This window comes from Streptomyces sp. NPDC001204 (assembly GCF_053598035.1).
Genome location: NZ_JBSFJL010000018.1, coordinates 109,200 through 133,316, shown reverse-complemented (window position 1 = coordinate 133,316; position 24,117 = coordinate 109,200). Strand labels below are relative to the sequence as shown.

Here is a 24,117-nt window from a genome sequence, read left to right as displayed (position 1 = left end):
GGACGGGTGGGCGTTCAGTGCGCTCCGGTGCCCGTCAGGGAGCGCACCTCCAGTTCGGCGTACTTGGCGTCGTCCGGGGTCTCCTTGGACAGGAGGGTGCCCACGACGCCGAGCAGGAAGCCGACCGGGATCGAGATGAGGCCGGGGTTCTCCAGCGGGAACCAGTGGAAGTCGACGTCGGGGAACATCGACGTCGGCTTGCCCGAGACCACCGGCGAGAACAGCACCAGGCCGACCGCGGTGACCAGGCCGCCGTAGATCGACCACAGGGCGCCCGAGGTGGTGAACCGCTTCCAGAACAGGCTGTAGAGGATCGTGGGCAGGTTTGCGGAGGCGGCGACGGCGAAGGCGAGCGCGACCAGGCCGGCGACGTTCAGGTCGCGGGCGAGGGCGCCCAGGACGATCGAGACCGCGCCGATGCCGACGGTCGCCCAGCGGGCCGCGTTCACCTCCTGCTTCTCGGTGGCGGTGCCCTTCTTGATGACGTTGGCGTAGATGTCGTGGGCGAAGGAGGAGGACGAGGCCAGGGTCAGGCCGGCGACGACGGCGAGGATCGTGGCGAAGGCGACGGCGGAGATGGAGGCCAGCAGGATGGCGCCCCAGTTGGAATCGACTCCGCCGAGATGCAGGGCGAGCAGTGGCGCCGCGGTGTTGCCCGCCTTGTTGGAGGCGATGATCTCGTCGGACTTGATGAGCGCGGCGGCGCCGAAGCCGAGCGCGAGGGTCATCAGGTAGAAGGCGCCGATCAGGCCGATCGCCCAGATCACGGACTTGCGGGCGGCCTTGGCCGTGGGGACGGTGTAGAAGCGGATCAGGATGTGTGGCAGACCGGCGGTGCCGAGGACCAGGGCGATGCCGAGCGAGAGGAAGTCGAGCTTGGTGGTGCCCGTGGCGCCGTACTTCAGTCCGGGCTCCAGGAAGGCGCTGCCCTTGCCGCTGTTGGCGGCGGCCTTGCCGAGCAGGTCGGAGATGTTGAAGTTGAACTTCAGCATGACCAGGAAGGTGAGCAGCACGGCGCCGGCGATGAGCAGCACGGCCTTGACCATCTGCACCCAGGTGGTGCCCTTCATGCCGCCGATGGTGACGTAGACGATCATCAGCACGCCGACCAGCGCGACGATGGCGATCTTGCCTCCGTCGCTGGTGATGCCGAGCAGCAGGGAGACCAGGACGCCGGCGCCGGCCATCTGGGCCAGCAGGTAGAAGATCGACACCACGATGGTGGAGGTGCCGGCCGCGGTGCGGACCGGGCGCTGGCGCATCCGGTAGGCCAGTACGTCGCCCATGGTGTACCGGCCGGAGTTGCGCAGTGGTTCGGCGACCAGGAGCAGGGCGACCAGCCAGGCGACGAGGAAGCCGATGGAGTACAGGAAGCCGTCGTAGCCGAACAGCGCGATGGCGCCGGCGATGCCGAGGAAGGACGCGGCGGACATGTAGTCGCCGGAGACCGCGAGGCCGTTCTGGAACCCGGTGAACTGCCGTCCGCCGGCGTAGAAGTCCGCGGCGTCCTTGGTCTGCCGGCCGGCCCACACGGTGATGACGAGGGTCGCGAGGACGAACACCGCGAACAGGGTGATGATCAGCGGCCGGTGCCGGCTCGCCTCACCGGCCGCGAGGGTCAGCGTGGGTGCGATCGCGGGGCTCATTCGGCGCCCTCCATCCGGGACTTGATGGCCTCGGCCTTGGGGTCGAGCGTGGCGGCGGCATGCCGCGCGTACCACCAGGCGATGAGGAACGTGGTGAGGAACTGGGCGAGGCCCAGGACGAGGGCGACGTTGATGTTGCCGAACAACTTGGTGCCCATGAAGCCGCCCGCGTAGTTGGAGAGCAGCACGTACAGCAGGTACCAGGTGATGAAGGCGACGGTCAGCGGGAAGGCGAAGGATCGGTAGGAACGGCGCAGTTCGACGAACTCCGCGCTGTCCCGCACCGCGACGAACTCCTCGGTGCTCGGGAGTGGGGCCTGGGTCTTCGAGGGTGGCGGTGTCTCGGTGGCCACTTCGGTCTCCTCGCGTGTCGGATGCGGTTGGGACAGGGGCCCGATCGTGCTCGGGTTCCCCGCCCAAGGTCCACGGCGCCACGCGGTGACCGGTTCAAGTCCCGTTGGTTGTTTCGCAACCGGTCTGAACAAGTCATTGCTAAGTCATTGCTGGTGGGGGAGGCGGCGAGATAGCTTCACCCTGCACCACCCGTCATGTACCTGCCTGCGCTGCCACCTGTGGCCGGGCAGGTCTGCACCCGGATGATGTGGAGACCCCATGGCTCATCTGCGTTCCAGACGCCGCCTCGCCCTGGCCGTACCGGTCGCGCTGTCGCTGACCGCGTCACTCGGCTTCCTCCCCTCGGCGGCGTCGGCGGCGCCCCGAGCGGCCTCGGCGGCGCAGGCGAAGGACGCGCCGACTATGGCTTACGTCGTCAATACCAAGACGGACCGTCACACGATCGCCCAGGTGCAACGGTCGATCACCGCGGCCGGCGGCACCATCGTGATGACGTACGACCAGATCGGCGTCATCGTGGCGCGCTCCGCGAACCCGGACTTCGGCAGGACCGTCCGCAAGGCCCATGGGGTCGACTCCGCGGGTGCCACCCGCACCGCGCCTCTACGCGCGTCCGGGACGACGGACGAGGGCGCGGTGCAGTACCTCTCCGAGGCCGAGGTCGCACAGCTGAAGAAGACGGCCAAGGCCTCGAAGGCCCCGAAGGGTTCGGTCGCCCAGGAGCCCCTCGAGGCCGAGCAGTGGGACCTGCGGGCCATCGGCGCCGACAAGGCCGCCGCGATCAACCCGGGCAGCCCGAAGGTCACCGTCGCCGTGATCGACACCGGCGTCGACGACACCCACCCGAACCTCGCGCCGAACTTCTCCGCCAAGCAGTCGGCCAGTTGTGTCGGCGGCAAGCCGGACACCTCGCCGGGCGCCTGGCGGCCCGCCAGCCCCGACCACTACCACGGCACGCACGTCGCGGGTGAGATAGCCGCCGCCCGCAACGGGACGGGCGTCGCGGGCGTCGCGCCGGGCGTGAAGGTCTCCGGCATCCGGGTGGCCGAGCCGGACACCGAGCTGTTCTACCCGGAGAGCGTGGTCTGCGCCTTCGTGTTCGCCGCCGACCACGGTGTGCAGGTCACCAACAACAGCTACTACGTGGACCCGTGGCTGTACAACTGCAAGGACGACGCCGACCAGAAGGCCGTCCTCGACGCGGTCGGCCGGGCCCAGCTGTACGCGCAGCGCAAGGGCACCCTGAGCGTGGCCTCCGCGGGCAACTCCAACCACGATCTGGCCGCCAAGTCGATCCTCGACACGTCCAGCCCGAACGACACGACCGCGGTCGACCGCACGATCGACCCGAAGAAGTGCCTGGACGTGCCGGCACAGCTGCCGGGTGTGGTGACGGTCAGCGCCACCGGCGTGCAGACCCTCAAGTCGTACTACTCCAACTACGGCGACGGCGTCATCGACGTCGCGGCACCGGGCGGAGACAAGTACCAGATCCCGGACACCCCGTCGCAGAACGGCCGCATCCTGTCGACCATGCCGGAGGGCCAGTACGGCTTCCTCCAGGGCACGTCGATGGCCGCCCCGCACGTCGCCGGTGTCGCCGCGCTGCTGAAGTCGACCCATCCGAACGCCAAGCCCGCCCAGTTGCTGGCCCTTCTCAAGGCCCAGGCGGACAACCCGGGATGCCCGGTCGAGCCCTACGACCCCGACGGCAACGGCGTCGTCGACTCGTTCTGCAAGGGCAACAAGAACCGCAACGGGTTCTACGGCTCCGGCGTCGTCAACGCGCTCCGCGCGGTCAAGTGACCGGCACGACCCGTCACTTCCACATACGCCCCCCACGTTTCGCATGCCTGTCGCATGCCGCACCGCAATGGTTCGAAACACTGGAGTTCACATGAGCGTTCGCCTCAACCGGCGTACCGTCACCATCCCGCTCGGCATGGCCGTCGCCTCCGCTCTCGCGTTCCTGCCGAACGTGGCGTCCGCCACCGAGGCCGGTCAGCAGGTGGCCGCCGCGCAGAGCATCTCCGCCGCCGCCGACGGGGACGCGCTGAGCTACGTCGTCAACGTCCGTCCCGGCCACAGCTCCGCGGCCGTGCAGAAGGCGATCGGCAAGGCCGGCGGCTCGGTCGTCGTCGCCTACGACCAGATCGGCGTCATCGTCGTCCACTCGTCGAACGCCGACTTCGCCAAGGAGATACGCAAGGACAAGGGTGTCGAGTCGGCGGGCTCCACCCGGACCGCTCCGCTGTCCCCGCAGTCGACCACCGAGATGTGGTCGCCGCAGGTGCTCACCGGTGCGGAGCTGGCGGCGGCGACCGAGGCCTCCGCGGCCGACCAGGAGCCGCTCCAGGGGCTCCAGTGGGACCTGCCGATGATCAAGGCGGACAAGGCCCACGAGGTCACCCTGGGCAGCTCCAAGGTCACGGTCGGCGTGATCGACACCGGTGTGGACGACACCCACCCGGACCTCGCCGCCAACTTCGACCGTGCCGCGTCGGTGAACTGCGTGTCGGGCAAGCCGAACACGGCGGACGGCGCCTGGCGGCCGAACAAGGGCGAGAGCGCGCACGGCACGCACGTCGCCGGTGAGATCGCCGCCGCGAAGAACGGCATCGGCATGGTCGGTGTCGCCCCGGGTGTGAAGGTGTCCGGCATCAAGGTGTCGACGCCGGAGGGCTGGTTCTACACCGAGGCCGTGGTGTGCGGCTTCATCTGGGCCGCCGAGCACGGCGTGGACATCACCAACAACAGCTACTACACCGACCCGTGGAACTTCAACTGCACCGACGACCTCGACCAGAAGGCTCTGGTGGAGGCCGTGTCGCGGGCCACCAAGTACGCGGAGGGCAAGGGCACGGTCAACGTCGCGGCCGCCGGCAACGACAACTGGGACCTCGCCGGGAAGACCATCCTCGACCCGGGCAGCCCGAACGACTCCACCCCCGGTGACCGGGTGATCGACCCGAAGAAGTGCCTGGACATCCCGGCGATGCTGCCGGGCACCGTCACGGTCTCCTCCATCGGCGCCAAGGGCATCAAGTCCTCGTTCTCCAACTACGGCCAGGGCGTCATCGACGTCTCCGCGCCGGGTGGCGACTCGACCGCCTATCAGCGGCCCGACGCCCCCGCCACCAGCGGCCTGATCCTCGGCACGCTGCCGGGCGGCCAGTACGGCTACATGGCCGGCACCTCGATGGCCTCGCCGCACGTCGCCGCCGTCGCCGCGCTCATCAAGTCGACCCACCCGCAGGCCAAGCCGAACCAGGTGAAGGCGCTGCTGGCCCAGGGTGCCGACAAGAAGGAGTGCACGACCCCGTACGACATCAACGGCGACGGCAAGATCGACGCCGAGTGCAAGGGCGGCAAGGGCAAGAACTCCTTCTACGGCGAGGGTGTCGTCAACGCCCTCAACGCCGTGACGAAGTAGACACGGCGGATGTCGGCCGGTACCGCATAGTGCGGTCATGACTGACATCAGCTACGCGTGGTCCGCGCTGGGCGGCGATCCGGCCCTGCTGTCGCGGGTCACCACCGTTCAACGGGAAGGCGCGCTCCCGGCGCGCCTTCCCGTACAAAAACTGGCACGCACGTGCGTGTGTGCCTGCGCCCTGGCCGCCGCCGAACTGGGAGCGCGGCGGGCGGGGCTCGCCGCGGTGCCGGCGGTTCGGGGGGACGACGGCGCCGTGGCCACGGCCTTCACGAGCGAGCGGCGGCTGCGGGTGGACGGGCAGGCGCCCGTCTCCTTCGCGCCGCTGTCGCGGTTCTGGCGGACGGCGGACGGCTGGGTGCGCACCCACGCCAACTACCCGCACCACCGCCAGCGGTTGCTCCGGGCGCTGGACGTGCCGGAGGACGTGGACCGGGTCGCGTCCGTACTCGCCGAGCGGTCCGCGCACGAGGTCGAGGACGCCGTGTACGCGGCCGGAGGCCTCGCCGTCGCCCTGCGCACTTCCGAGGAATGGGCCGCGCACGGGCAGGGTGCGGCGGTGGCCGCCCGGCCGCTGGTCGAACGGGAGCGGCTGGACGAGGCACACGCGCGCGTGCTCGCGCCCGTGCCGGGCGATCCCCTGCTGCCCGCCGCCGAACTGCGCGTGCTCGACCTGACCCGGGTGCTCGCGGGCCCCGTCGCCACCCGGACGCTCGCCCTGCTGGGCGCCGATGTGCTGCGCGTGGACGCGCCGGACCGTCCCGAAGAGACCGGCCTGCACGCGGACACCGGTTTCGGGAAGCGGTCGGCGGCGCTGAACCTCACGGCCGACCGGGCCGTCTTCGAGGAGCTGCTCGCGTCGGCGGACGTCGTGGTCACCGGGTACCGGCCCGGCGCCCTGGACCGGTTCGGGCTCTCCGCCGAGGCGCTGGCCGAGCGGCGGCCCGGTCTGGTCGTGGCACAGCTGTCGGCGTGGGGCGGGTACGGGCCGTGGGGCGGACGCCGGGGCTTCGACAGCCTCGTACAGGTCGCCACCGGCATCGCCGCGATCGAGGGGTCGCCCGAGCAGCCGGGTGCCCTGCCCGCGCAGGCCCTGGACCACGGCACGGGCTATCTGCTGGCGGCGGCGGTGCTGCGCGCCCTGGCCGAGCAGACGCGGCAGGGCGGCACCCGGGTCGTACGACTGGCCCTGGCGCGCACGGCGTCCTGGCTGACGCGGACCGGCGTCGGACCGGCCCCCACGACGGACGCCGTGCGGGGCTCCGCGTACGACAGCGCCGACCCCTGGCTCGGCCAGACGACCAGCCGGATCGGCCGCCTGCGCCACGCCCGCCCGCCCGTCGCCTTCACCGGCGCCCCGTCCGACTGGTCCCGTCCGCCGGGACCCTGGGGCACGGACGCACCCCACTGGACCTGACCGAAACGGCGGGCAGCCGGGTGGCCGACGGCTTCTCCACACACACCGGGACACCGGGCGGCGGGCGCGTCGGCCGCGATCGCCGCACGGGCGCCGCGCGGGTTGCCGTCGGGTGAGGTGACGACGACGGCGTCCGGCTCGGTCCGTGCCCGGGGGCACAGGGCACGTGCCGGCGCGTGGCGCCGGGAGTCGCCCGGGACGGGGTGTGCCGGGACACCGGGACCGCACGGGCGGAACCGTGCTCCCCCACTTGGCCGCGCGCGCTTGCCCCGTTCGGGGCGGCTGGCGAAGATCATTGGGTGACGCTCATACGACCGGCCGCCGGGACGGGGGACGCGCGAGGGACGGGGCGGCGCGGTGCGACGGCCCGGGCCGTCGCCGTCCTCGTTCTGGTGGCGCTCGCCGCACTCATACCCCTGCTGGGTCCGTCCACCGCCCTGCACGGCACCGGAGAGGCGGCGGCCCCCGGCACCGGCGGCATAGCGGTGCTGCGGACGGTGCTGTTCGCGGCGGTCTGCGTCCCCGTCGGCGAGCTGTTCGTGAACCGGCCGGCCGGCCGCCTGCCCGGGGCCCCGGTCGAACTGCCGCGCAGTTGGGCCCTCTACGCGGCCGCCGCGGGTTTCCTCGCCGCCCTGGGCCTCGCTTCCGTGGTGGCCACCGGCAACCTGGTGCCCGACAGCCCGGCCCAGATCGACGTCGGCGGCCTCTACCGGACCCGGGACGGGGCGCTGGCCCTGCTGGAGGTCAACGCGTTCCTCGTCACCGGTCTGTGCGCGCTCTCCCGGCGCCCGGCGACGCAGCTGTGGCCGCTCGCCGCGGTGGTCGTGGCCGAGGCGCTGCGCGCGCACCCCGGGACCGAGAGCACCCCGCTCGTCGGCTCCGCGCTGACCGTCGTGCACCTGGTCTGCGGTGCCCTGTGGGTGGGCGGGCTGCTGCACGTGCTGCGCACGCTGCGGCTGTGGCGCGGGGCGGTGGCGGGTGCCGCGCTGCTGGGCCGCTACGCGCGCGTGGCGGCCGCGCTCGCCGGGGTGACCGCGACGGGTGTGTGCAGCACGCTGCGCCGGATGCCGGCGGACACGGTGCTGCACCAGCTGACGGCGACGGCCTACGGCCGCACCCTGCTCGCCAAGGTGCTCCTCGTGGCCGGCGTCGCCCTGCTCGCCCTGTGGGCCCGGATCCGGCTGCGGCGGGCACCCGACCCGCTGAGCGCCTGCGTCCCCGCACGGGCCGAGGTCGCCGTCCTCGGCGCGGTCGTCGCGGTGTCGGGGCTGCTGACGGCGCTGCCGCTGCCGATCCGCTGGTGAGCGGAGCCGGCGGGCCCGGTGCGCGAAGGGGGCGTCAGACCCCCACCGCGCCCAGCAGGCTCCCCGCCGCATAGGTCACCGCCATGGCCAGCGCCCCGCCGGCCACGTTCCGCAGCACCGCCCGGCCCGGCCTGGCCGCCCCCAGCCGGGCGCTGCTCCAGCCGGTGAGGACGAGGGCCGCCAGGACGGACAGCACGGTGACGCCCAACCGCCAGGCCGCCGGCGGGAGCACGATCGCCAGCAGGGGGAGCAGCGCGCCCACCGTGAACGCCAGGAAGCTCGCCCCGGCCGCGTGCCACGGGTTGGTCAGCTCGTCCGGGTTGATCCCGAGCTCCACGCCGGCGTGCGCGCGCAGCGCGTCCCGCTCGGTGAGCTGTTCCGCCGCCTCCCTGGCCACGTCACGCGAGAGTCCGCGCGCCTGGAGCAGGTCGGTCAGCTCCCGCAGCTCCGCCTCGGGATGCTCGCGCAGCTCCCGTTTCTCCATCGCCAGCGCGGCCATCTCCGAGTCCCGCTGCGTCGACACCGACACGTACTCCCCCGCCGCCATCGACATCGACCCGGCGAGCAGACCGGCCAGTCCCGCGGTCAGCAGTGCCGAACGGGAGTCCGTCGCACCGGCCACGCCGACGACGAGTCCCGCGGTGGACACGATGCCGTCGTTGGCACCAAGGACGGCCGCCCGCAGCCAGTTGAGCCGCGAGCCGAGCGCGCCGCCGTGCGGCTCGTCATGCGTTGGTTCCGTCACAGGACGGAGGATCGCACGGTTCGTCCCCCGTGTCCCCGCGCGGTTCCTGATGTTCCGTGAGGCACACCGCTGTTCCCACGGGAGGCCGTTCGCCGGCTCCGTGGGGCGACCGGTGGGCGGGGCTGTCGGTCGTGGCCCGTATCCTCAGTGACCATGCTCGAAGACCGCACGCTCGCAGGCTTGTCCCCCACACCGTGGCCGGCCGCGTATCCGAAGGGATACGCGGTCGTTGACGTGGAGACCACCGGCCTGGCCCGGGACGACCGCATCATCTCCGCGGCGGTCTACCGGCTGGACGCGCGCGGCGAGGTCGAGGACCACTGGTACACGCTGGTCAACCCCGAGCGGGACCCGGGGCCGGTGTGGATCCACGGGCTGACGAGCGACGCCCTGGAGGGGGCGCCGCTGTTCGCGGACATCGCCGAGGAGTTCGCCGTGCGGCTGGCGGACCGGGTGCTCGTCGCGCACAACGCGGTGTTCGACTGGCAGATGATCGCGCGGGAGTACGCGCGCGCGCAGCGTGAGGCGCCGGTGCGGCAGCGGCTGTGCACCATCGCGCTCGCCAAGGAGCTGGACCTGCCCCTGCCCAACCACAAGCTGGAGTCGCTGGCGGCGCACTTCGGCGTCGTGCAGCAGCGGGCGCACCACGCGCTGGACGACGCGCGCGTGCTGGCCGAGGCGTTCCGGCCGAGCCTGCGGGCCGCGGCGGCGGGCGGGATGCGGCTGCCGCTGCTGGAGTGCCGGCCGCTGACGGAGTGGTCGGACCGGCCGGTGCCCCGGCAGCAGTCCGGCGGCAACAGCGGCTACCGCGCGGGCAGTTGGCGCCCCTCGCGCAAGCGTCCCGCGTGCCCGTACCCCAACCCGGGTCGCTACGAGGACGGCAAGCGCCTCAAGCAGGGCATGCGGGTGGCCTTCTCCGGCGACACCTCCACCGACCGCGAACTGCTGGAGGACCGGGCCACCGAGGCCGGGCTGCACGTGGCCACCAGCCTGTCCCGGCTGACCAGCCTGCTGGTGACCAACGACCCGGACTCGGGCACGTCGAAGGTGGTCAAGGCGCGGCAGTACGGCACCCCGGTGGTGGACGAGGCGGCGTTCGGCCAGTTGCTCCGGGACGTGGAACCGGCGGAGAGCCGCTGACGGGCGTACGGGTGATTACCGGGCGACTCGCCCACGGTCCGCTCGCCCGCGCCGCGGCCACGGCTCACCCTGTGGCGCATGGCGAGATGTGAAGTATGCGGCAATGACTACGGAATGACCTTCGAGGTGCACGCCCAGGGTTCGGTGCACGTCTTCGACTGCTTCGCCTGCGCGATCCACCGCATGGCACCGATCTGCGAGCACTGTCGTGTCCAGATCATCGGCCAGGGCGTCGAGGTCGAGGGCCACTGGTACTGCGGCGCGCACTGCGCCCGCGCCGAGGGGAGGGTCGGGATCGTCGACCGCGTTTGAGGACACCCCTGCCGAAAACACCCCACGGCCGCAGAGGTACCGTCGTGGGGTGTACCGCTTCCTGTTGACCCGCCAGTGGGTGATCCTCACCATCGTCGCGATCGCGCTGATCCCGACGATGATCCGGCTGGGTTTCTGGCAGTTGCACCGCCATGAGCACAAGGTCGCGCTGAACAAGGTGATCGCCGAGTCGCTGGCCGCGCAGCCGGTGCCGGCCGAGTCGCTGACCTCACCCGGCGCGACCGTGAAGCACGCCGACCTGTACCGCAGGGTCACCGCCAAGGGGCACTTCGACACCGCGGACGAGGAGGTCGTGCGCCGCCGCACCAACGACGACGGCGATGTCGGCTACCACGTGCTGACCCCCTTCGTCCTCGAGGACGGCAGGATCCTCCTGGTCAACCGGGGCTGGGTCCCCGCGGACGCCTCGCAGACGGCGTTCCCGGCGATCCCGGCGCCCCCGCGCGGAGAGATCACCGTCACCGGCCGGCTGATGCCCGACGAGACGACCGCGGCGAGCGGCATCAAGGACGTCAAGGGCCTGCCCGACCGCCAGGTGATGCTGATCAGCAGCACGCAGCAGGCCGAGCGGCTCGGGAAGCAGGTCCTCGGCGGCTACGTCCAGCTGACCTCGCCCGCGCCCCGGGGCGGCAGCCCCCAGTTGCTGCCCGACCCGGAGCACGGCGACATCGGCCCGCACCTGGCGTACGCCATCCAGTGGTGGCTCTTCACGGCGGGCGTCCCGGTCGGCTGGGTGGTCCTGCTGCGCCGCGAGGCGCGTGAGCGCGCGCAGGCGGCGGCGAAGGAAGCGACGCCGGAGGCGGAACCCGCGGCGGTGTAGCACGGGACGTCCCCCCGCCGGCCTCGCCCCGCGCCGCGGCGACCGGGCAGGATGGGGGCCATGGATCTTGGACTGAAGGACCGGGTGTACGTCGTCACCGGCGCCACGCGCGGACTGGGCAACGCCACCGCGCGCGAGCTGGTCGCCGACGGCGCGAAGGTGGTCATCACCGGACGGGACGGCGAGCGGGTCGCGGAGGCGGCGGCCGAGCTGGGGCCGAACGCGGTCGGGGTGGCCGTGGACAACGCGGACGCCGAGGCGCCGGCGCGGCTGATCGCGACGGCGCGGGAGCACTTCGGCGGCTTCCACGGCGTGCTCGTGAGCGTCGGCGGGCCGCCGGCCGGCTTCGTCGCCGACAACACCGACGAGCAGTGGCAGGCCGCGTTCGAGTCGGTGTTCCTCGGCGCGGTGCGGCTCGCCCGCGCGGCGGCGGCCGAGCTGGAGCCGGGCGGGGTCGTCGGGTTCGTGCTGTCCGGGTCCGTGTACGAGCCGATTCCGGGGCTGACCATCTCCAACGGGCTGCGGCCCGGCCTGGCCGGGTTCGCCAAGTCCCTCGCCGACGAGCTGGGACCCCGGGGCATCCGGGTCGTGGGTGTGCTGCCGGGCCGCATCGACACGGACCGCGTGCGCGAGCTGGACGCGCTGTCCGCGGATCCGGAGGCGACACGGGCGGCCGCCGAGTCGCGGGTGCCGCTGCGCAGGTACGGGAGGCCGGAGGAGTTCGGCCGGACGGCGGCCTTCCTGCTGTCGCCCGCGGCGTCCTACGTCACCGGTGTGATGCTGCCGGTGGACGGCGGGGCCCGGCACGGGTTCTGAGCGCGGCGCGGCCGGGACGCCGGGGCCGCGGACGGGTCAGCTCACCCGTTCCGCACGGTGCCCGACCGCCGTCAGCCGCACCTCCGCCGGAAGCGCGGCGAGGCGGGCGGAGTCCCGGGCGTGGGCGAGGGCCCGGCCGGTGAGGTGGTCCAGGGCCGCTCCCGGATCCACATGGGGTTCCAGGAGGAGCTGCACGTGGGTCCTGGGGGCGCCGCGGCGGCCGGTCAGACGGACCTGGGCGCGGGCGACACCGTCCGGCTGCTCGGCGTCCGCGGCCAGGACCCCCTCCAGGGCCCGGCCCCGCAGCAGGGCCGCCTCGCCGTCCCCGGTGTCGACGACCACTTCCCCGAGCCGCCGTCGGCGCACCACCGCGACCAGCCACCACAGAGCCAGCAGCACCAGGACCGCCAGGGCGGCGAGGACGGCGGGCCACCACCAGCCGGCCTCCCGCCACCGTGTCCGCTCGGCGGTGCTCAGCAGGACGTCGTGCCGGCCGCGGTGGATCCACCAGGAGGGCGGCCGTACGCCCAGCGCGACGGCGAGCACCGAACCGCCCACCACCAGCAGCACCAGCCCGACGAGCCCGGTCAGCACCCGGTTGACGATCCTCAGCACGTCCTCACCCCTTCCTCCCGGGCCGCGCGACGCGCACCGTCAGGACGGGCGGCCGGGTCAGGCCCAGCCCCCGGACCGCCTCGGCGAGCACGGTGTCCAGGTCGGCGCGCACCTCCTCCAGCGCCCGGAAGTGCGAGACGACGCGTACGTCGGCCCTGCGGCGGCGCAGCCGTACGCGCACCGACCGCACACCGGCGATCTCCATGGCCCGGTCGCGCAGCACCAGCGCGGCGGCCTCCCGGTGCAGCCCGGCCCGTACGTCGGGGTGGGTGCGCCGCATGGGCAGCAGGCGGCGCAGCCCCGGAGTGGCGGCCAGCACGATCAGCCACAGGCCGAGGACCGCGGCGACGCTCGCGCCGACGAGCACCCAGGTGTCGTCCAGCGGCCGCTCGGCCAGCTGCCGGGTCAGTTCCCGGCGCCAGCGCAGGCCGGGCCGGCCGGCACGGACGGCCGCGATGTCGTACAGGAAGGCGCCCGCCACGATCAGGAGCAGCAGCGCGACGATGCCCGCGGGCACCCGGCGCACCGACCAGAAACGGCCGCCGCGGCCGTCCGCGCCCTCCTGGACGGGCGGGGAGCCGTCGGTGTCCGGGACGGCGGGCCGCCCGAGGGTGTCGTCCTTCTCGAGGACCGGCAGGCGCTGCGTGGTGCCGTCGGAGCCCTGGGACTCGCTCATCGCGTCCTCCCCTGTGCCGCACCGTACGCGGGTGCCAGATGCAGCCGTTCCACGCGGACCGCGACCTCCGGCACCTGCATTCCCACCAACGCGCCTACCCGCTCGACCACTTGGCGACGCACCTCATGGCAGGACGCGCCGATGTCGCTCGGGTAGACGAGGTCGAGGACGATCCGGACGCGTGCGACGTCGTGGCGCACCACCACCGTGGCGTGCGGTGGCGCGGCGTCCGGCGGCAGGTCGCCGAGCGCCTCGCGGGCCGCCCGTGCGGCGATCTTGGCGACGACGCGGTCGGCGATCGTCGTCGCGCCGCGCTCGCCGGGCGGCATGTCGGCCGGGGTGACGCCCGGCTCACCGTTCCCACCGCTCACCGCGGGTCACCTCCGGCGGTGGTCACGGGGACGGAAGAAGTCGCCGAGTTCCAGGTCCCCCTCCAGGAACCGGCCGACGACGAAGCCGACGGCGCCCAGGGCCGCCACCAGCAGGAAGGCACCGAAGCCGCCGAAGTACCCGGCGAAGCCCAGTGCCATACCGGCGATCATGCCGGCCACGGCCATGCTCATTGCGCGCTCCTCAACTCCTCGGCCGTCGCCGGGCCGTCTTCCGGTCGCCCCTCGTCATCGGTCCTTCACCGGTGTGATGGCCGGCGCGTCACTGGATGCGGGGCTCGATCTCCTCCTCCTCTTCCTCCGGCAGTTGCACGTCGCTGACGGCGATGTTGACCTCGACGACCTCGAGACCGGTCATCCGCTCCACCGACGCGATCACGTTCTCCCGGACCGCCCGCGCCACCTCGGTGATCGACACGCCGTAGTCGACGACGATCTCCAGGTCGAGTGCGGTCTGCACCTCGCCGACCTCGGCCTTCACACCCCGGGTCACGGACTTCGCACCGCCCGGGACGCGGTCCCGCACGGCCCCGAAGGTCCGGGAGAACCCGCTGCCCATCGCGCTCACCCCGACCACGTCGCGAGCGGCCATCCCGGCGATCTTCTCCACGACCCCGTCGGCGATGGTGGTCCGCCCCCGGGTGGCGGGATCTCCCAGACCGCGCCGGGTGGCCTGTGCCCTGCGGGTCGCGGTGGTCTCCGGCACCTCCCGCTCGCCCTCGGGGGTCCTCGTCCGGTCCTGTTCCGTGGTCATCGCCGTACGTCCTCTCGGTCGCCGTCCCGAACCACGGTAGGCGTACCGGCACGATCGCGCGCTCGATGCGGAGCCGCCGTCAGTCGCCGGCGCCGGCCAGGTCCCGCAGGCGCCGGGCCTGCGCCTCGCGCTCGGCGGCGCGCTGCTCCTCGTACGACCGTTCCCGGGCACCGCGCAGCAGCGCCTTGGTCTCGACCACGGCGTCACGGGGCGCGGCCAGGAGCGCCGCGGCCAGGTCCCGTACCGTCCCGTCGAGCTGGTCCGCGGGCACGGCGAGGTTCGCCAGCCCGCTGTCCACCGCCTCGGCGGCACCCACGTACCGGCCGGTGAGGCAGATCTCCAGCGCGCGGGCGTAGCCGACCAGTCCCACCAGCGGATGCGTGCCGGTGAGGTCGGGCACCAGCCCGAGGCTGGTCTCGCGCATGGCGAGCTGCACGTCGTCCGCGACGACGCGCAGATCACAGGCCAGCGCCAGCTGGAAGCCCGCCCCGATGGCGTGCCCCTGCACCGCCGCTACGGACACGATGTCGTTGCGGCGCCACCAGGTGAACGCCTCCTGGTACTCGGCGATGGCCGCGTCCAGTTCGGCGTCGGAGCCACGCGCGAGGTCGATGAACGACGGCTCGCCGTCGAAGCCCTCGGGCGTGAACGCCTGCCGGTCCAGCCCCGCGGAGAAGGACTTGCCCTCGCCGCGCAGCAGCACGACGCGCACGGAGCCCGGCAGCAGCCGACCGGCCTCGGTGAGCGCCCGCCACAGAGCCGGGCTCTGCGCGTTGCGCTTGGCCGGGTTGGTCAGCGTCACCGTGGCGATCGCGTCGTCGACGGTGAGCCGTACGCCGTCCTTCTCGAGTACCGGATCGAGGTCGTGCTCGGGCGAAGCCATGGTGCGCCTCCGACGGGTGCGGTCATCGTGGATGCCCTGCGGGCATCATAAGTGACTGCACAGTAACCACCCGGCCGATCGGAGAACCGACCGGGTGGTCACCGTCGAAAGCCGATGGGCCGCCCGCGGTTTCAGGCCGAGGCGGCCTTCTTGCCCCGCGTCGCCCCGCCACGCCCACGGAGCGTGACACCCGACTCGCTGAGCATCCGGTGAACGAAGCCATACGAGCGGCCGGTTTCCTCGGCCAACGCCCGAATGCTCGCACCGGCGTCGTACTTCTTCTTCAGGTCTGCCGCGAGCTTGTCGCGCGCGGCGCCGGTAACCCGGCTGCCCTTCTTCAGAGTCTCGGCCACCCGTGCCTCCTCATGGGAAGTGCGCTCTGGTCCCCTCATGATCACCCCTCCGGGGCCCGATGGCCACCCATTCGGCAAGGTCCGTGAGACCCGCCCGTGACGACAGGAGCACATCCCCACAAGCGGAATCTGTGATTCCGCGCCTCGGCGTCCGTACCGCTGATCGGGTTCTTCCGCGAAGTACCTGGTCAGCGACGCACTGCGGCCGAGCCCTTGGCACATAAGGGCTCGGCCGCGAAATCGATGAAGGACACACCTCGATACGAGGAGATCTCACGCAGATGATGGATCACCGATGGGCCGAATGATCCATACTCCGTTGATCAGCTGTTCGGTCAAGCGAGGGCGACGAGATCCGCGTAGTCCGCGCCCCACAGGTCCTCGACACCGTCGGGCAGCAGGATGATCCGCTCCGGTTGCAGCGCCTCGACCGCGCCCTCGTCGTGCGTGACGAGGACGACGGCGCCCTTGTAGGTGCGCAGCGCGCCGAGGATCTCCTCGCGGCTGGCCGGATCGAGGTTGTTGGTGGGCTCGTCGAGCAGCAGGACGTTGGCGGAGGAGACGACCAGGGTCGCCAGCGCCAGGCGGGTCTTCTCGCCGCCGGAGAGGACCCCGGCCGGCTTGTCGACGTCCTCGCCGGAGAACAGGAACGAGCCGAGCACCTTGCGGACCTCGACCAGGTCCATGTCGGGAGCGGCCGAGCGCATGTTCTCCAGCACCGTGCGGTCCGGGTCCAGGGTCTCGTGCTCCTGGGCGTAGTAGCCGAGCTTGAGGCCGTGGCCCTCGACGACCCGGCCGGTGTCGGGCGTCTCCACCCCGCCCAGCAGGCGCAGCAGCGTGGTCTTGCCCGCGCCGTTCAGGCCGAGGATGACGACTCGGGAGCCCTTGTCGATGGCCAGGTCGACGTCGGTGAAGATCTCCAGGGAGCCGTACGACTTCGACAGGCCCTCGGCGGTCAGCGGCGTCTTGCCGCAGGGCGCCGGCTCCGGGAAGCGGAGCTTGGCGACCTTGTCGGACTGGCGGACCGCCTCCAGGCCGCTGAGCAGCTTGTCCGCGCGGCGGGCCATGTTCTGCGCGGCGACCGTCTTGGTGGCCTTGGCGCGCATCTTGTCGGCCTGCGCGTTGAGCGCGGCGGCCTTCTTCTCGGCGTTGGCCCGCTCCCGCTTGCGGCGCTTCTCGTCGGCCTCGCGCTGCTGCTGGTAGAGCTTCCAGCCCATGTTGTAGACGTCGATCTGGGCGCGGTTGGCGTCCAGGTAGAACACCTTGTTGACGACCGTCTCGACCAGGTCGACGTCGTGGGAGATGACGATGAAGCCGCCGCGGTAGGTCTTCAGGTAGTCGCGCAGCCAGATGATCGAGTCGGCGTCGAGGTGGTTGGTGGGCTCGTCGAGGAGCAGGGTGTCGGCGTCGGAGAACAGGATCCGGGCCAGCTCGATGCGGCGGCGCTGACCGCCGGAGAGGGTGTGCAGGGGCTGGCCGAGCACCCGGTCGGGCAGGTTGAGCGCGGCGGCGATGGTGGCGGCCTCGGCCTCGGCGGCGTACCCGCCCTTGGTCAGGAACTCGGTCTCCTGGCGCTCGTACTGCTTGAGCGCCTTCTCACGGGTGGAGCCCTTGCCGGTGGCGATGCGCTGCTCGTTCTCGCGCATCCTGCGGATCAGCACGTCCAGGCCGCGCGCGGAGAGGACGCGGTCGCGGGCGAGTACGTCGAGGTCGCCGGTGCGCGGGTCCTGCGGGAGGTAGCCGACCTCACCGGACCGGGTGACGGTGCCGCCGGCGGGGATGCCCTCGCCGGCCAGGACCTTGGTGAGGGTGGTCTTGCCGGCGCCGTTGCGGCCGACCAGGCCGATGCGGTCGCCCTTGGCGACGCGGAAGGTGGCGGACTCGATGAGGACGCGGGCACCGGCGCGCAGCTCGATGCCGGAAGCGGAGATCACGGACAGACTCCAGGGCTGGGGACCCCTGCTCGAAGAGCTCGGGGGAAGGGTGGCGGGTGGGCGGCTGAGGACGTACCCGCCGTCTAATGCACGAGGAGAATGGCCATGGGGGACAGTCTAACGGGGGCGGGCAAGCGCTTTTCCGGGTGTTTGCGCCGGGGCGCTGTCAGTGGCCGGTGCCAGACTGGGCGGCGCACCGGACACCTCGGTGCGAACCGACTCACAAGGAAGTGATCGGCATGGCGGACACGGCCGGCGAGAGCCCGAGCATCTACCCGACGCTGCTGTACGCGGACGCCAAGGCGGCCGTCAAGCAGCTGACGGAGGCCTTCGGCTTCACGGAACTGGCGGTGTACGAGGGCGAGGACGGCCTCGTGCACCACGCCGAGCTGGTGCAGGGCAACGGCGCGGTGATGCTGGGCTCGAAGGGCCGCGGCGGCCGCTTCGACGAGGCGATGCGCGGCGCGGGGCCCACGGGGGTGTACGTCGTGGTGGACGACGTGGACGCCCACCACCGGCGTGCGGCGGACCACGGCGCGGAGATCCTGATGCCCCCGACCGACCAGGACTACGGCTCCCGGGACTACATGGCCCGGGACGTCGAGGGCAACATCTGGAGCTTCGGCACGTACGCCCCCCGCGTCGAGGGCTGACCGGCCCCGCGGTCCCGGGTGGTCAGCTGCCTCCGGTGTGGACCTGGAAGGCCGCCCGGCGGACGGCCTTGGCCAGCGCCGGGTCGGGGTGCGCGGCGGCGAGCGCGACCAGCACCTGCACGGTGCGGGGGTGGCCGACGGTGCGCACCTCGTCGAGCAGCATCGGGACGGTGGGCTGCACCGCGGCCTCCAGATGCCGTACGAGCATCGAGGCCTCGCCGTGGTCGGTGACGGCGGCGGCGGTGTCGACCCACAGCCATGTGGCCTCATCGCGGGTGAGCACCTCGTGGGCGTCCTCCGCGTCGACGCCGTCGTGCTCGGCGAGCCAGAGCAGGGCGTACGGCCTGAGCGCCGGCTCGTCGAGCACGGCGTGCACGTCGGGCTCGGCGGGCGCGCCGACGACCCGCAGCGCCTCGAAGGCGAGCCCGCGCAGCAGGGCGTCCTCCCCGCGGGCGGCGCCGAGCAGCTCGGTGACGGCGCTGCCGACGGGGCGGGCGGCGAGCCAGGCGCGGTACTCGGCGCGGGCCGCGTTGGGCCGCAGTTGCGCGCAGCCGCGGAGCATGTCCTCGGCCGACTGCTCGATGTTCCCGGCGGGGCTCTGCGCGGCCACGCAGATCTGCTCCAGCTTCACCCACACCGCCCAGTTCCCGAGCGGGGTGAGCGTGGCCTGCCCGTCCCCGTCGGTCAGCGCCCCCACCGCGGCGAGTGCCCGGAGGGCCCAGCCGAGGAGCGGCGCGAGCGAGGTGCGCTCACCGAGGGCATCGGCCAGTGGGCCTTCCGGCGCCGTGACCGCCGCGCTGCCGGGGTCGGAGACCGCGGTGGGCCGGGCGGCAGGGGCCGGCCGGAGTGCGGTCTCCCGGCCGAGGACGGCGGCGGTCGTGGTGCCGTCCTCGCCCGGGGCCGCCGGACCGGCGGCGGGGTCGTAGGGGACCTCGCAGCGGTCGGTGCGCAGTTCCGTGACGCGCTGGCGGAGGAGGTCGAGGAGCTGCTCGACGGGGACGGGGCCGGCGGAGAGCTGGAGGAAGGACAGGACCTGCGGCATGGCCGAGACGACCTCGGCGACGGCGGCCGCCTCGTGGCCCTCGGGTTCCGGGCAGGCGAGCGACCAGGCGTCGAAGAGAGCCACCCAGCCGCGCAGGACGGCGCTGTCGTCGCGGTTCCAGGCGCGCAGCCGCCAGCCGGGCCGGGCGTTGTCGCCGTGCACCTCGATGAGGCCGGCGAGCCGGGCGGTGTCCCAGTCGGCACGGACCTGAGCGGCGGTCAGGCCCAGATCGGCGGCCGCCCGTTCGGCGGTCGCGTCGGAGAGGGTGGCCTTGTCGTCGGTGGTCGGCCCCCCGCGGCCGGGCCCGAGAGCGGCGTCCGCCCAGCGGGCGAGGCGGGCCGCCCCGGCCAGACGGGAGCGCGCCATTCTGGCCAGCTCCGCGGGTGCCGGAGTGCCCTCCGGGGGGCGCGGGGCGGGGCGGCGCGTGTGCCGCTGGTTCACGGCTGTGGGGGCGGCGGCCAGGGGTCGTGGGCGGACGATGCGAAGCCTGGAGTCGCGCGGGATACGGGACGTCACGGGTGCAGTCTTCCGGTTGACGGTCCGAAAACCCAAACGGAATGCCACGGCAGGCGATGGAGAAGGCCAAGGGAGGGTAAAGAGGGCTCCGGCAGGGCACCATTTCGGCCGGTTCCGAAAGGGGTCCGGAGCTCCGCCCGCACGCCGGCCGCGAGGCAGGTGACACGGGGCGAAACGGAACCGGGCCCCGCCTCACATCAGCGGCGTCAGGAAGCGCCGCAGGGCTTCCTCGTACCCCTCGGGGTCGGCGTTCCACATCGCGCCGTGCGGAGCGTTCGGCACCGTGTTCAGCGCGACCAGGTTGGGACGGCGTTCGGCGAGGCGGCGGGAGAGCTGCCAGGGGGCCACCTGGTCGCCCGGGCCGTGGAAGATCAGCGTCGGTACCGTGAGTCCCTCCGGGTCCGTCGTGTGGGCCAGGCGGTCGCCGTACAGACCGGTGCGCCCCTGCGCGGCGCGCACCGCGAGCGGCAGCAGCGGGCCCGGGGTGTGCCGCGCCCGGGCCAGGGCCCGCAGCGTCACCTCCCAGTTGAGCACCGGGGAGTCCAGCACCAGTCCGGAGATCCGCTCGCGCACCGCCGAGCGGGTGGCGGCGCGCAGCGCCATCGTGGCGCCGGTGGACCAGCCGTGCAGAACGATCCGCTCGGCGCCGTACCGCACGGCGTAGCGGATCGCCGCGTCCAGGTCCCGCCATTCGGTCTCGCCGAGGTGGTTCAGGCCGTCCGGCGGACGGGGCGCGCCGAGGTCGCCGCGGTAGGCGAGGGCCAGCACCGGGAAGTGCCGGCGATGCAGGAACCCCATGATGTTCATGGGGAGTTCGCGGGTGGCGCCCAGGCCGTGCACCGCGATCACCCAGGCCTCGCGCACCCCGGGCACGAACCACGCGGGCAGGGGGCCCAGTTCGCCCGGTATGTCGATGTCGGCGTGCTCGATGCCGAGGGCGGAGCGCGGGTTGCCGACGTGCAGGTTCGGGGTGAGCCACACCTTGTCGCCGCGGTTCAGGGCGCCGTGGGTGACGCGCTCCAGCCGGCGTACGACGGTGTCGGGCCGGTGCGGGGCGGTGGGCAGGACGGGGCCGACCACCGCGTGGGAGCCGTTGCCGGCCAGGCCGTAGGTGCCCGGGCGCAGGGAGGCCAGGTCCCGGGTGAGGCTGATCTGGCCTGCGGCCGTGCCGTGCACGCTGAGCCGGGGTTCGGTGGGCAGGGGCCGGCCCGGAAGTGCCTTGAGCGCGGCGTCGCTGGCGAGCCGGCCGGCGGCGACGCTCGCCGCGCCGGCCGCCAGGGCTGCGGTGACGGCCACGGCCGTCGCTTTGACTGTGGGCACGGCTCCAGTGTCCTGGCGCACCCGGTCACCGGCCAGTGGGACGAAGGGTCGGGGTGACATGTCCGCGCGAGTTCCATGGAGAGCGGCGTTCATTCCCGCGCCGCCCGCACACGGGGCCGGCGGCGCGCACACGGGGCTACCGTCCCGCGCCGTCCCCGACTCCCTGCCCCGGCTCCCGCCCCTGTCCCGACCCCTGCCCCTGCCCCTGCCCCTGCTGTCCGTACGCCCGCAGCCGCTCCCCCGCCCGGGCCAGTTGCTCCGGCGTCAGCAGAGCCGGTGTCAGGCCGGGGACGCTGGACGCCGCCAGCCACACACGGCACATCCACTCCAGCTGGGCCGTACGGTCGTAGGCCTGGTCGAGGGTGGTGCCGTAGGTGACGGTGCCGTGGTTGCGCAGCAGGCAGCCGGTGCGGCCGTCGAGGGCGCGCAGCATGTTCCCGGCCAGTTCCTCGGTGCCGTACGTGGCGTAGGGGGCCACGCGGACGGGCCCGCCGAGCGCGCCGGCCATGTAGTGGATCAGCGGGAGCTCGGTGACGAGGGTCGAGACGGCCGTCGCGTGCACGGCGTGGGTGTGGACGACTGCGCCCGCGTCGGTGCCGCGGTAGACCGCGAGGTGCATGGGCAGTTCGCTGGTCGGCACCAGTGTGCCGAGCACCTGCCGGCCGTCCAGGCCGACACCGGTGACGTCGTCGTCCGTGAGCCGGTCGTAGGGGACGCCCGAGGGGGTGACCAGCACGGTGTCGCCCACGCGTACGGACACGTTGCCGGAGGTGCCGACGACCAGCCCGTCGGACACCGTGCGGCGGGCCGTCGCGACCAGTGCCCGCCAGGCGCGGGCCGTCTCTCCGAGTTCGGTCATGTGCCGATCCTGCCAGGACACCTCCCGCGAGCGACCGCTCTCTCCCCACCGGACCACGGGAACGGACACCACGATGACCGACTCAGTTCATCTTCCGTTCACCCGGGTTACCTACGTTCAACGCGCCAATGACGCTCGAACGATTGCCTGGGTAAATGGAAAGCTTCTCGCTGATCCTCGCGATGGTGGTGATCACCGCACTCGCGTTCGATTTCACGAACGGTTTCCACGACACCGCAAACGCGATGGCCACAACCATCTCCACCGGTGCACTCAAGCCCAAGGTCGCGGTGGCCATGTCCGCCGTGCTGAACCTGGTGGGCGCCTTCCTGTCCGTGGAGGTCGCCAACACGATCTCCAAGGGTCTCGTCGACGAGAACGGCATCCGTCCCGAAGTCATCTTCGCCGCCCTGGTGGGCGCGATCCTCTGGAACCTGCTGACCTGGCTGGTCGGACTCCCCTCCAGCTCCTCGCACGCCCTCATGGGCGGTCTGATCGGCGCCACCATCGCCTCGGCCGGCTTCAGCGCCGTGCACGGCGGTGTCCTGCTCACCAAGGTCCTCATCCCGGCGGTCGCCGCCCCGGTCGTCGCGGGTCTCGCCGCGCTGGTCTCGACCCGGCTGTCGTACGGCATCGGCAGCAGGTCGAATTCGCACGGCAAGGCGGCCGAGAAGGGCCACCGCGCCGGGCAGATCGCCTCCGCGGGCCTGGTCTCGCTGGCCCACGGCACCAACGACGCGCAGAAGACGATGGGCGTCATCACCCTCGCCCTGATCGCCGGCGGCGCCCTCGCCCCCGGTTCCAACCCTCCCACCTGGGTCATCCTCTCGGCGGGCCTGGCCATCGCGCTCGGCACCTACATCGGCGGCTGGCGCATCATCCGCACCATGGGCAAGGGCCTGACCGACCTCCAGCCGCAGCAGGGCTTCGCCGCCCAGACCAGCGCGGCCACCGCCATCCTGGCCTCCTCCCACCTCGGCTTCTCCCTCTCCACCACGCACGTCGTCTCCGGTTCGGTGATGGGCGCGGGCCTGGGCCGCAAGGGCGGCGTGGTCCGCTGGTCCACCGCGACCCGCATGGCCGTCGCCTGGGCCCTCACGCTGCCCGCCGCGGCCCTGGTCGCGGCCGGCGCGGAGGCGGTGACGCGCCTCGGCGACTGGGGCACCTGGCTCGTCGCCGCGTTCCTGGTGGCCTCCAGCGCCGTGATCTGGAAGATCTCCCGCCGCGAGGTCGTCGACCACACCAACGTCAACGAGACCGGGGAGCCGGCCGGCGTGGTCACCCAGGCCATCGCCGCCGTCACCCCGCCCCCGGCCTCCCCGGTGACCGAGGAGCTCACGGCCACGATCCCCGCCCAGGCCTCCGCGCCCGCCGGTGATCCCGCGTCCGTGGCGACCCCGCCGGCCGCCGCCGTCTGAGCCCGCGCCACAGGCAGAAGGAAGAGAAACACCATGCAGATCGACTGGGTGGCCCTCGGCTCCGTCTTCGGCGTCAGCCTCGGCGTCGCGGTGGGCCTCGTGGCCCTGTTCACCCTCGGCATCGCCGGTCTCTCCCGCCGCGAGCGGGCCGTCGCCGAGGGCCACGGCGGCGGGGGCCTCGCGGTCACCGGCGCCTACGCCTGCTTCGCCGCGTGCGCCGCCGCCGTGGCCTACGGGATCTACCTGATCGTGGCCTAGCTGGTGCTGTGACCGGAAAGGTTCACCGGCTCGCGGCGTCCGGCACGGCACCAGCCACGGCACAGCCCGGCGCGGGACCCGGACAACCGGGTCCCGCCCCCCACCTCACCCGCCCTTCCCGGACCGTCCCCACGACGGGCCCGGGAAGGGCGGGTCTTCTGGTTCCCGGCGCCCGAGGTGTGGGCCTCATCTCAGTACCCCTGCGCAGGTCAACGCCAGGTTGACGGGTGTTCGCGGTGCGTGGTGGACTGCCGGAGCCAAGTACGGCGGCAGGAGAGGAAGTCCGGTGCGAATCCGGCGCGGTCCCGCCACTGTGACCGGGGAAGAACTTCCCCGGGAGCCAGGAACTCTCGCCGCCGGTCTCGTCGAACCAGGGCGTGGACACCCTGAGTGAGGACACATATCGCCATGCGCGGCTGCCGACCGAGGTTCACCACCG

The 24,117-nt window shown here is 72.7% G+C and carries 25 protein-coding genes and 1 riboswitch; of the genes, 11 read left to right on the top strand and 14 right to left on the bottom strand.

The annotated features are described in order from the left end of the window. Positions 1 to 14: 14 nt before the first annotated feature. A complete protein-coding gene (locus tag ACWC91_RS24210) occupies positions 15 to 1,646 on the bottom strand; it encodes a solute symporter family protein (protein ID WP_225074051.1) in 1,632 nt (543 codons plus the stop codon). Next, the gene (locus ACWC91_RS24205; RefSeq protein ID WP_225074052.1) at positions 1,643 to 1,999 is read right to left on the bottom strand and encodes a DUF485 domain-containing protein; all 357 of its coding nucleotides are present in this window, start codon (positions 1,997 to 1,999) and stop codon (positions 1,643 to 1,645) included. Before ACWC91_RS24205 ends, ACWC91_RS24210 begins: the two co-directional genes overlap by 4 nt. Positions 2,000 to 2,258: 259 nt before the next feature. Between ACWC91_RS24205 and ACWC91_RS24200 the strand changes: the two genes are divergently transcribed. The 4 genes from ACWC91_RS24200 to ACWC91_RS24185 all read left to right on the top strand — a co-directional run bounded on the left by ACWC91_RS24200 (position 2,259) and on the right by ACWC91_RS24185 (position 8,154). After that, the gene (locus tag ACWC91_RS24200; RefSeq protein ID WP_281154798.1) at positions 2,259 to 3,806 is read left to right on the top strand and encodes a S8 family peptidase; all 1,548 of its coding nucleotides are present in this window, start codon (positions 2,259 to 2,261) and stop codon (positions 3,804 to 3,806) included. A 91-nt stretch (positions 3,807 to 3,897) separates the two neighbouring features. Beyond that, positions 3,898 to 5,433 carry a S8 family peptidase gene (locus tag ACWC91_RS24195; protein ID WP_225074054.1) on the top strand — a complete coding sequence of 512 codons (1,536 nt, stop codon included), beginning with the start codon at positions 3,898 to 3,900 and terminating at the stop codon, positions 5,431 to 5,433. A gap of 37 nt (positions 5,434 to 5,470) precedes the next feature. Further along, entirely contained in the window at positions 5,471 to 6,850 is a 1,380-nt protein-coding gene (locus ACWC91_RS24190) for a CoA transferase (RefSeq protein ID WP_450641616.1), read from the top strand. A gap of 299 nt (positions 6,851 to 7,149) precedes the next feature. Next, positions 7,150 to 8,154, top strand: coding sequence for a CopD family protein (locus ACWC91_RS24185; protein ID WP_450641617.1), 1,005 nt, complete (start codon positions 7,150 to 7,152; stop codon positions 8,152 to 8,154). A 34-nt stretch (positions 8,155 to 8,188) separates the two neighbouring features. On the opposite strand, the gene ACWC91_RS24180 is transcribed toward ACWC91_RS24185, so the two are convergent. After that, on the bottom strand, positions 8,189 to 8,899 hold the full coding sequence (locus ACWC91_RS24180) for a VIT1/CCC1 transporter family protein (protein WP_450641618.1): 711 nt from the start codon (positions 8,897 to 8,899) through the stop codon (positions 8,189 to 8,191). A gap of 153 nt (positions 8,900 to 9,052) precedes the next feature. Between ACWC91_RS24180 and ACWC91_RS24175 the strand changes: the two genes are divergently transcribed. The 4 genes from ACWC91_RS24175 to ACWC91_RS24160 all read left to right on the top strand — a co-directional run bounded on the left by ACWC91_RS24175 (position 9,053) and on the right by ACWC91_RS24160 (position 12,008). Then, a complete protein-coding gene (locus tag ACWC91_RS24175) occupies positions 9,053 to 10,039 on the top strand; it encodes a DEDDh family exonuclease (RefSeq protein ID WP_225074057.1) in 987 nt (328 codons plus the stop codon). Between the two features lie 78 nt (positions 10,040 to 10,117). Beyond that, positions 10,118 to 10,351: a hypothetical protein gene (locus tag ACWC91_RS24170; protein WP_141362214.1), complete on the top strand. Its 234-nt coding sequence runs from the start codon at positions 10,118 to 10,120 to the stop codon at positions 10,349 to 10,351. A 49-nt stretch (positions 10,352 to 10,400) separates the two neighbouring features. Next, on the top strand, positions 10,401 to 11,192 hold the full coding sequence (locus ACWC91_RS24165) for an SURF1 family cytochrome oxidase biogenesis protein (protein ID WP_281154801.1): 792 nt from the start codon (positions 10,401 to 10,403) through the stop codon (positions 11,190 to 11,192). Positions 11,193 to 11,252: 60 nt separating this feature from the next. Then, a complete protein-coding gene (locus ACWC91_RS24160; RefSeq protein ID WP_376501743.1) occupies positions 11,253 to 12,008 on the top strand; it encodes an SDR family oxidoreductase in 756 nt (251 codons plus the stop codon). A gap of 36 nt (positions 12,009 to 12,044) precedes the next feature. Here the strand turns inward: ACWC91_RS24160 and amaP are convergent, their stop codons facing one another. The 8 genes from amaP to ACWC91_RS24120 all read right to left on the bottom strand — a co-directional run bounded on the left by amaP (position 12,045) and on the right by ACWC91_RS24120 (position 17,612). Next, on the bottom strand, positions 12,045 to 12,623 hold the full coding sequence (gene amaP, locus ACWC91_RS24155) for an alkaline shock response membrane anchor protein AmaP (RefSeq protein WP_376501741.1): 579 nt from the start codon (positions 12,621 to 12,623) through the stop codon (positions 12,045 to 12,047). A gap of 4 nt (positions 12,624 to 12,627) precedes the next feature. After that, the gene (locus tag ACWC91_RS24150; protein ID WP_450641619.1) at positions 12,628 to 13,299 is read right to left on the bottom strand and encodes a DUF6286 domain-containing protein; all 672 of its coding nucleotides are present in this window, start codon (positions 13,297 to 13,299) and stop codon (positions 12,628 to 12,630) included. Then, entirely contained in the window at positions 13,296 to 13,628 is a 333-nt protein-coding gene (locus ACWC91_RS24145; RefSeq protein WP_225074457.1) for an Asp23/Gls24 family envelope stress response protein, read from the bottom strand. Before ACWC91_RS24145 ends, ACWC91_RS24150 begins: the two co-directional genes overlap by 4 nt. A gap of 48 nt (positions 13,629 to 13,676) precedes the next feature. Beyond that, complete coding sequence (locus ACWC91_RS24140; protein ID WP_141362204.1) at positions 13,677 to 13,862, bottom strand: hypothetical protein; 186 nt, start codon at positions 13,860 to 13,862, stop codon at positions 13,677 to 13,679. A gap of 88 nt (positions 13,863 to 13,950) precedes the next feature. Then, positions 13,951 to 14,442: an Asp23/Gls24 family envelope stress response protein gene (locus ACWC91_RS24135; RefSeq protein WP_141362202.1), complete on the bottom strand. Its 492-nt coding sequence runs from the start codon at positions 14,440 to 14,442 to the stop codon at positions 13,951 to 13,953. 79 nt (positions 14,443 to 14,521) lie between these two features. Further along, positions 14,522 to 15,325: an enoyl-CoA hydratase/isomerase family protein gene (locus tag ACWC91_RS24130; protein WP_450641621.1), complete on the bottom strand. Its 804-nt coding sequence runs from the start codon at positions 15,323 to 15,325 to the stop codon at positions 14,522 to 14,524. Between the two features lie 131 nt (positions 15,326 to 15,456). Further along, positions 15,457 to 15,678, bottom strand: coding sequence for a helix-turn-helix domain-containing protein (locus tag ACWC91_RS24125; protein WP_018567695.1), 222 nt, complete (start codon positions 15,676 to 15,678; stop codon positions 15,457 to 15,459). 335 nt (positions 15,679 to 16,013) lie between these two features. Further along, a complete protein-coding gene (locus ACWC91_RS24120; RefSeq protein WP_141362198.1) occupies positions 16,014 to 17,612 on the bottom strand; it encodes an ABC-F family ATP-binding cassette domain-containing protein in 1,599 nt (532 codons plus the stop codon). A gap of 239 nt (positions 17,613 to 17,851) precedes the next feature. On the opposite strand from ACWC91_RS24120, the gene ACWC91_RS24115 reads away from it, so the two are divergent. Beyond that, complete coding sequence (locus ACWC91_RS24115) at positions 17,852 to 18,265, top strand: VOC family protein (protein WP_376501735.1); 414 nt, start codon at positions 17,852 to 17,854, stop codon at positions 18,263 to 18,265. Positions 18,266 to 18,287: 22 nt separating this feature from the next. Here the strand turns inward: ACWC91_RS24115 and ACWC91_RS24110 are convergent, their stop codons facing one another. The 3 genes from ACWC91_RS24110 to ACWC91_RS24100 form a co-directional block, all read right to left on the bottom strand. Beyond that, entirely contained in the window at positions 18,288 to 19,673 is a 1,386-nt protein-coding gene (locus ACWC91_RS24110) for a hypothetical protein (RefSeq protein WP_225074064.1), read from the bottom strand. 342 nt (positions 19,674 to 20,015) lie between these two features. Continuing rightward, positions 20,016 to 21,143 (bottom strand): alpha/beta hydrolase, encoded by a 1,128-nt coding sequence (locus tag ACWC91_RS24105; protein WP_225074065.1) that lies wholly within the window; start codon positions 21,141 to 21,143, stop codon positions 20,016 to 20,018. 136 nt (positions 21,144 to 21,279) lie between these two features. Continuing rightward, positions 21,280 to 22,002, bottom strand: a complete 723-nt coding sequence (locus ACWC91_RS24100; protein ID WP_376501733.1) for a class II aldolase/adducin family protein — start codon at positions 22,000 to 22,002, stop codon at positions 21,280 to 21,282. 155 nt (positions 22,003 to 22,157) lie between these two features. On the opposite strand from ACWC91_RS24100, the gene ACWC91_RS24095 reads away from it, so the two are divergent. Beyond that, the gene (locus ACWC91_RS24095; RefSeq protein ID WP_225074067.1) at positions 22,158 to 23,420 is read left to right on the top strand and encodes an inorganic phosphate transporter; all 1,263 of its coding nucleotides are present in this window, start codon (positions 22,158 to 22,160) and stop codon (positions 23,418 to 23,420) included. A gap of 33 nt (positions 23,421 to 23,453) precedes the next feature. Continuing rightward, positions 23,454 to 23,678 carry a hypothetical protein gene (locus tag ACWC91_RS24090; protein ID WP_225074068.1) on the top strand — a complete coding sequence of 75 codons (225 nt, stop codon included), beginning with the start codon at positions 23,454 to 23,456 and terminating at the stop codon, positions 23,676 to 23,678. A 227-nt stretch (positions 23,679 to 23,905) separates the two neighbouring features. Beyond that, a riboswitch (cobalamin riboswitch) is annotated at positions 23,906 to 24,050 on the top strand. The last annotated feature ends 67 nt before the right edge of the window (positions 24,051 to 24,117 follow it).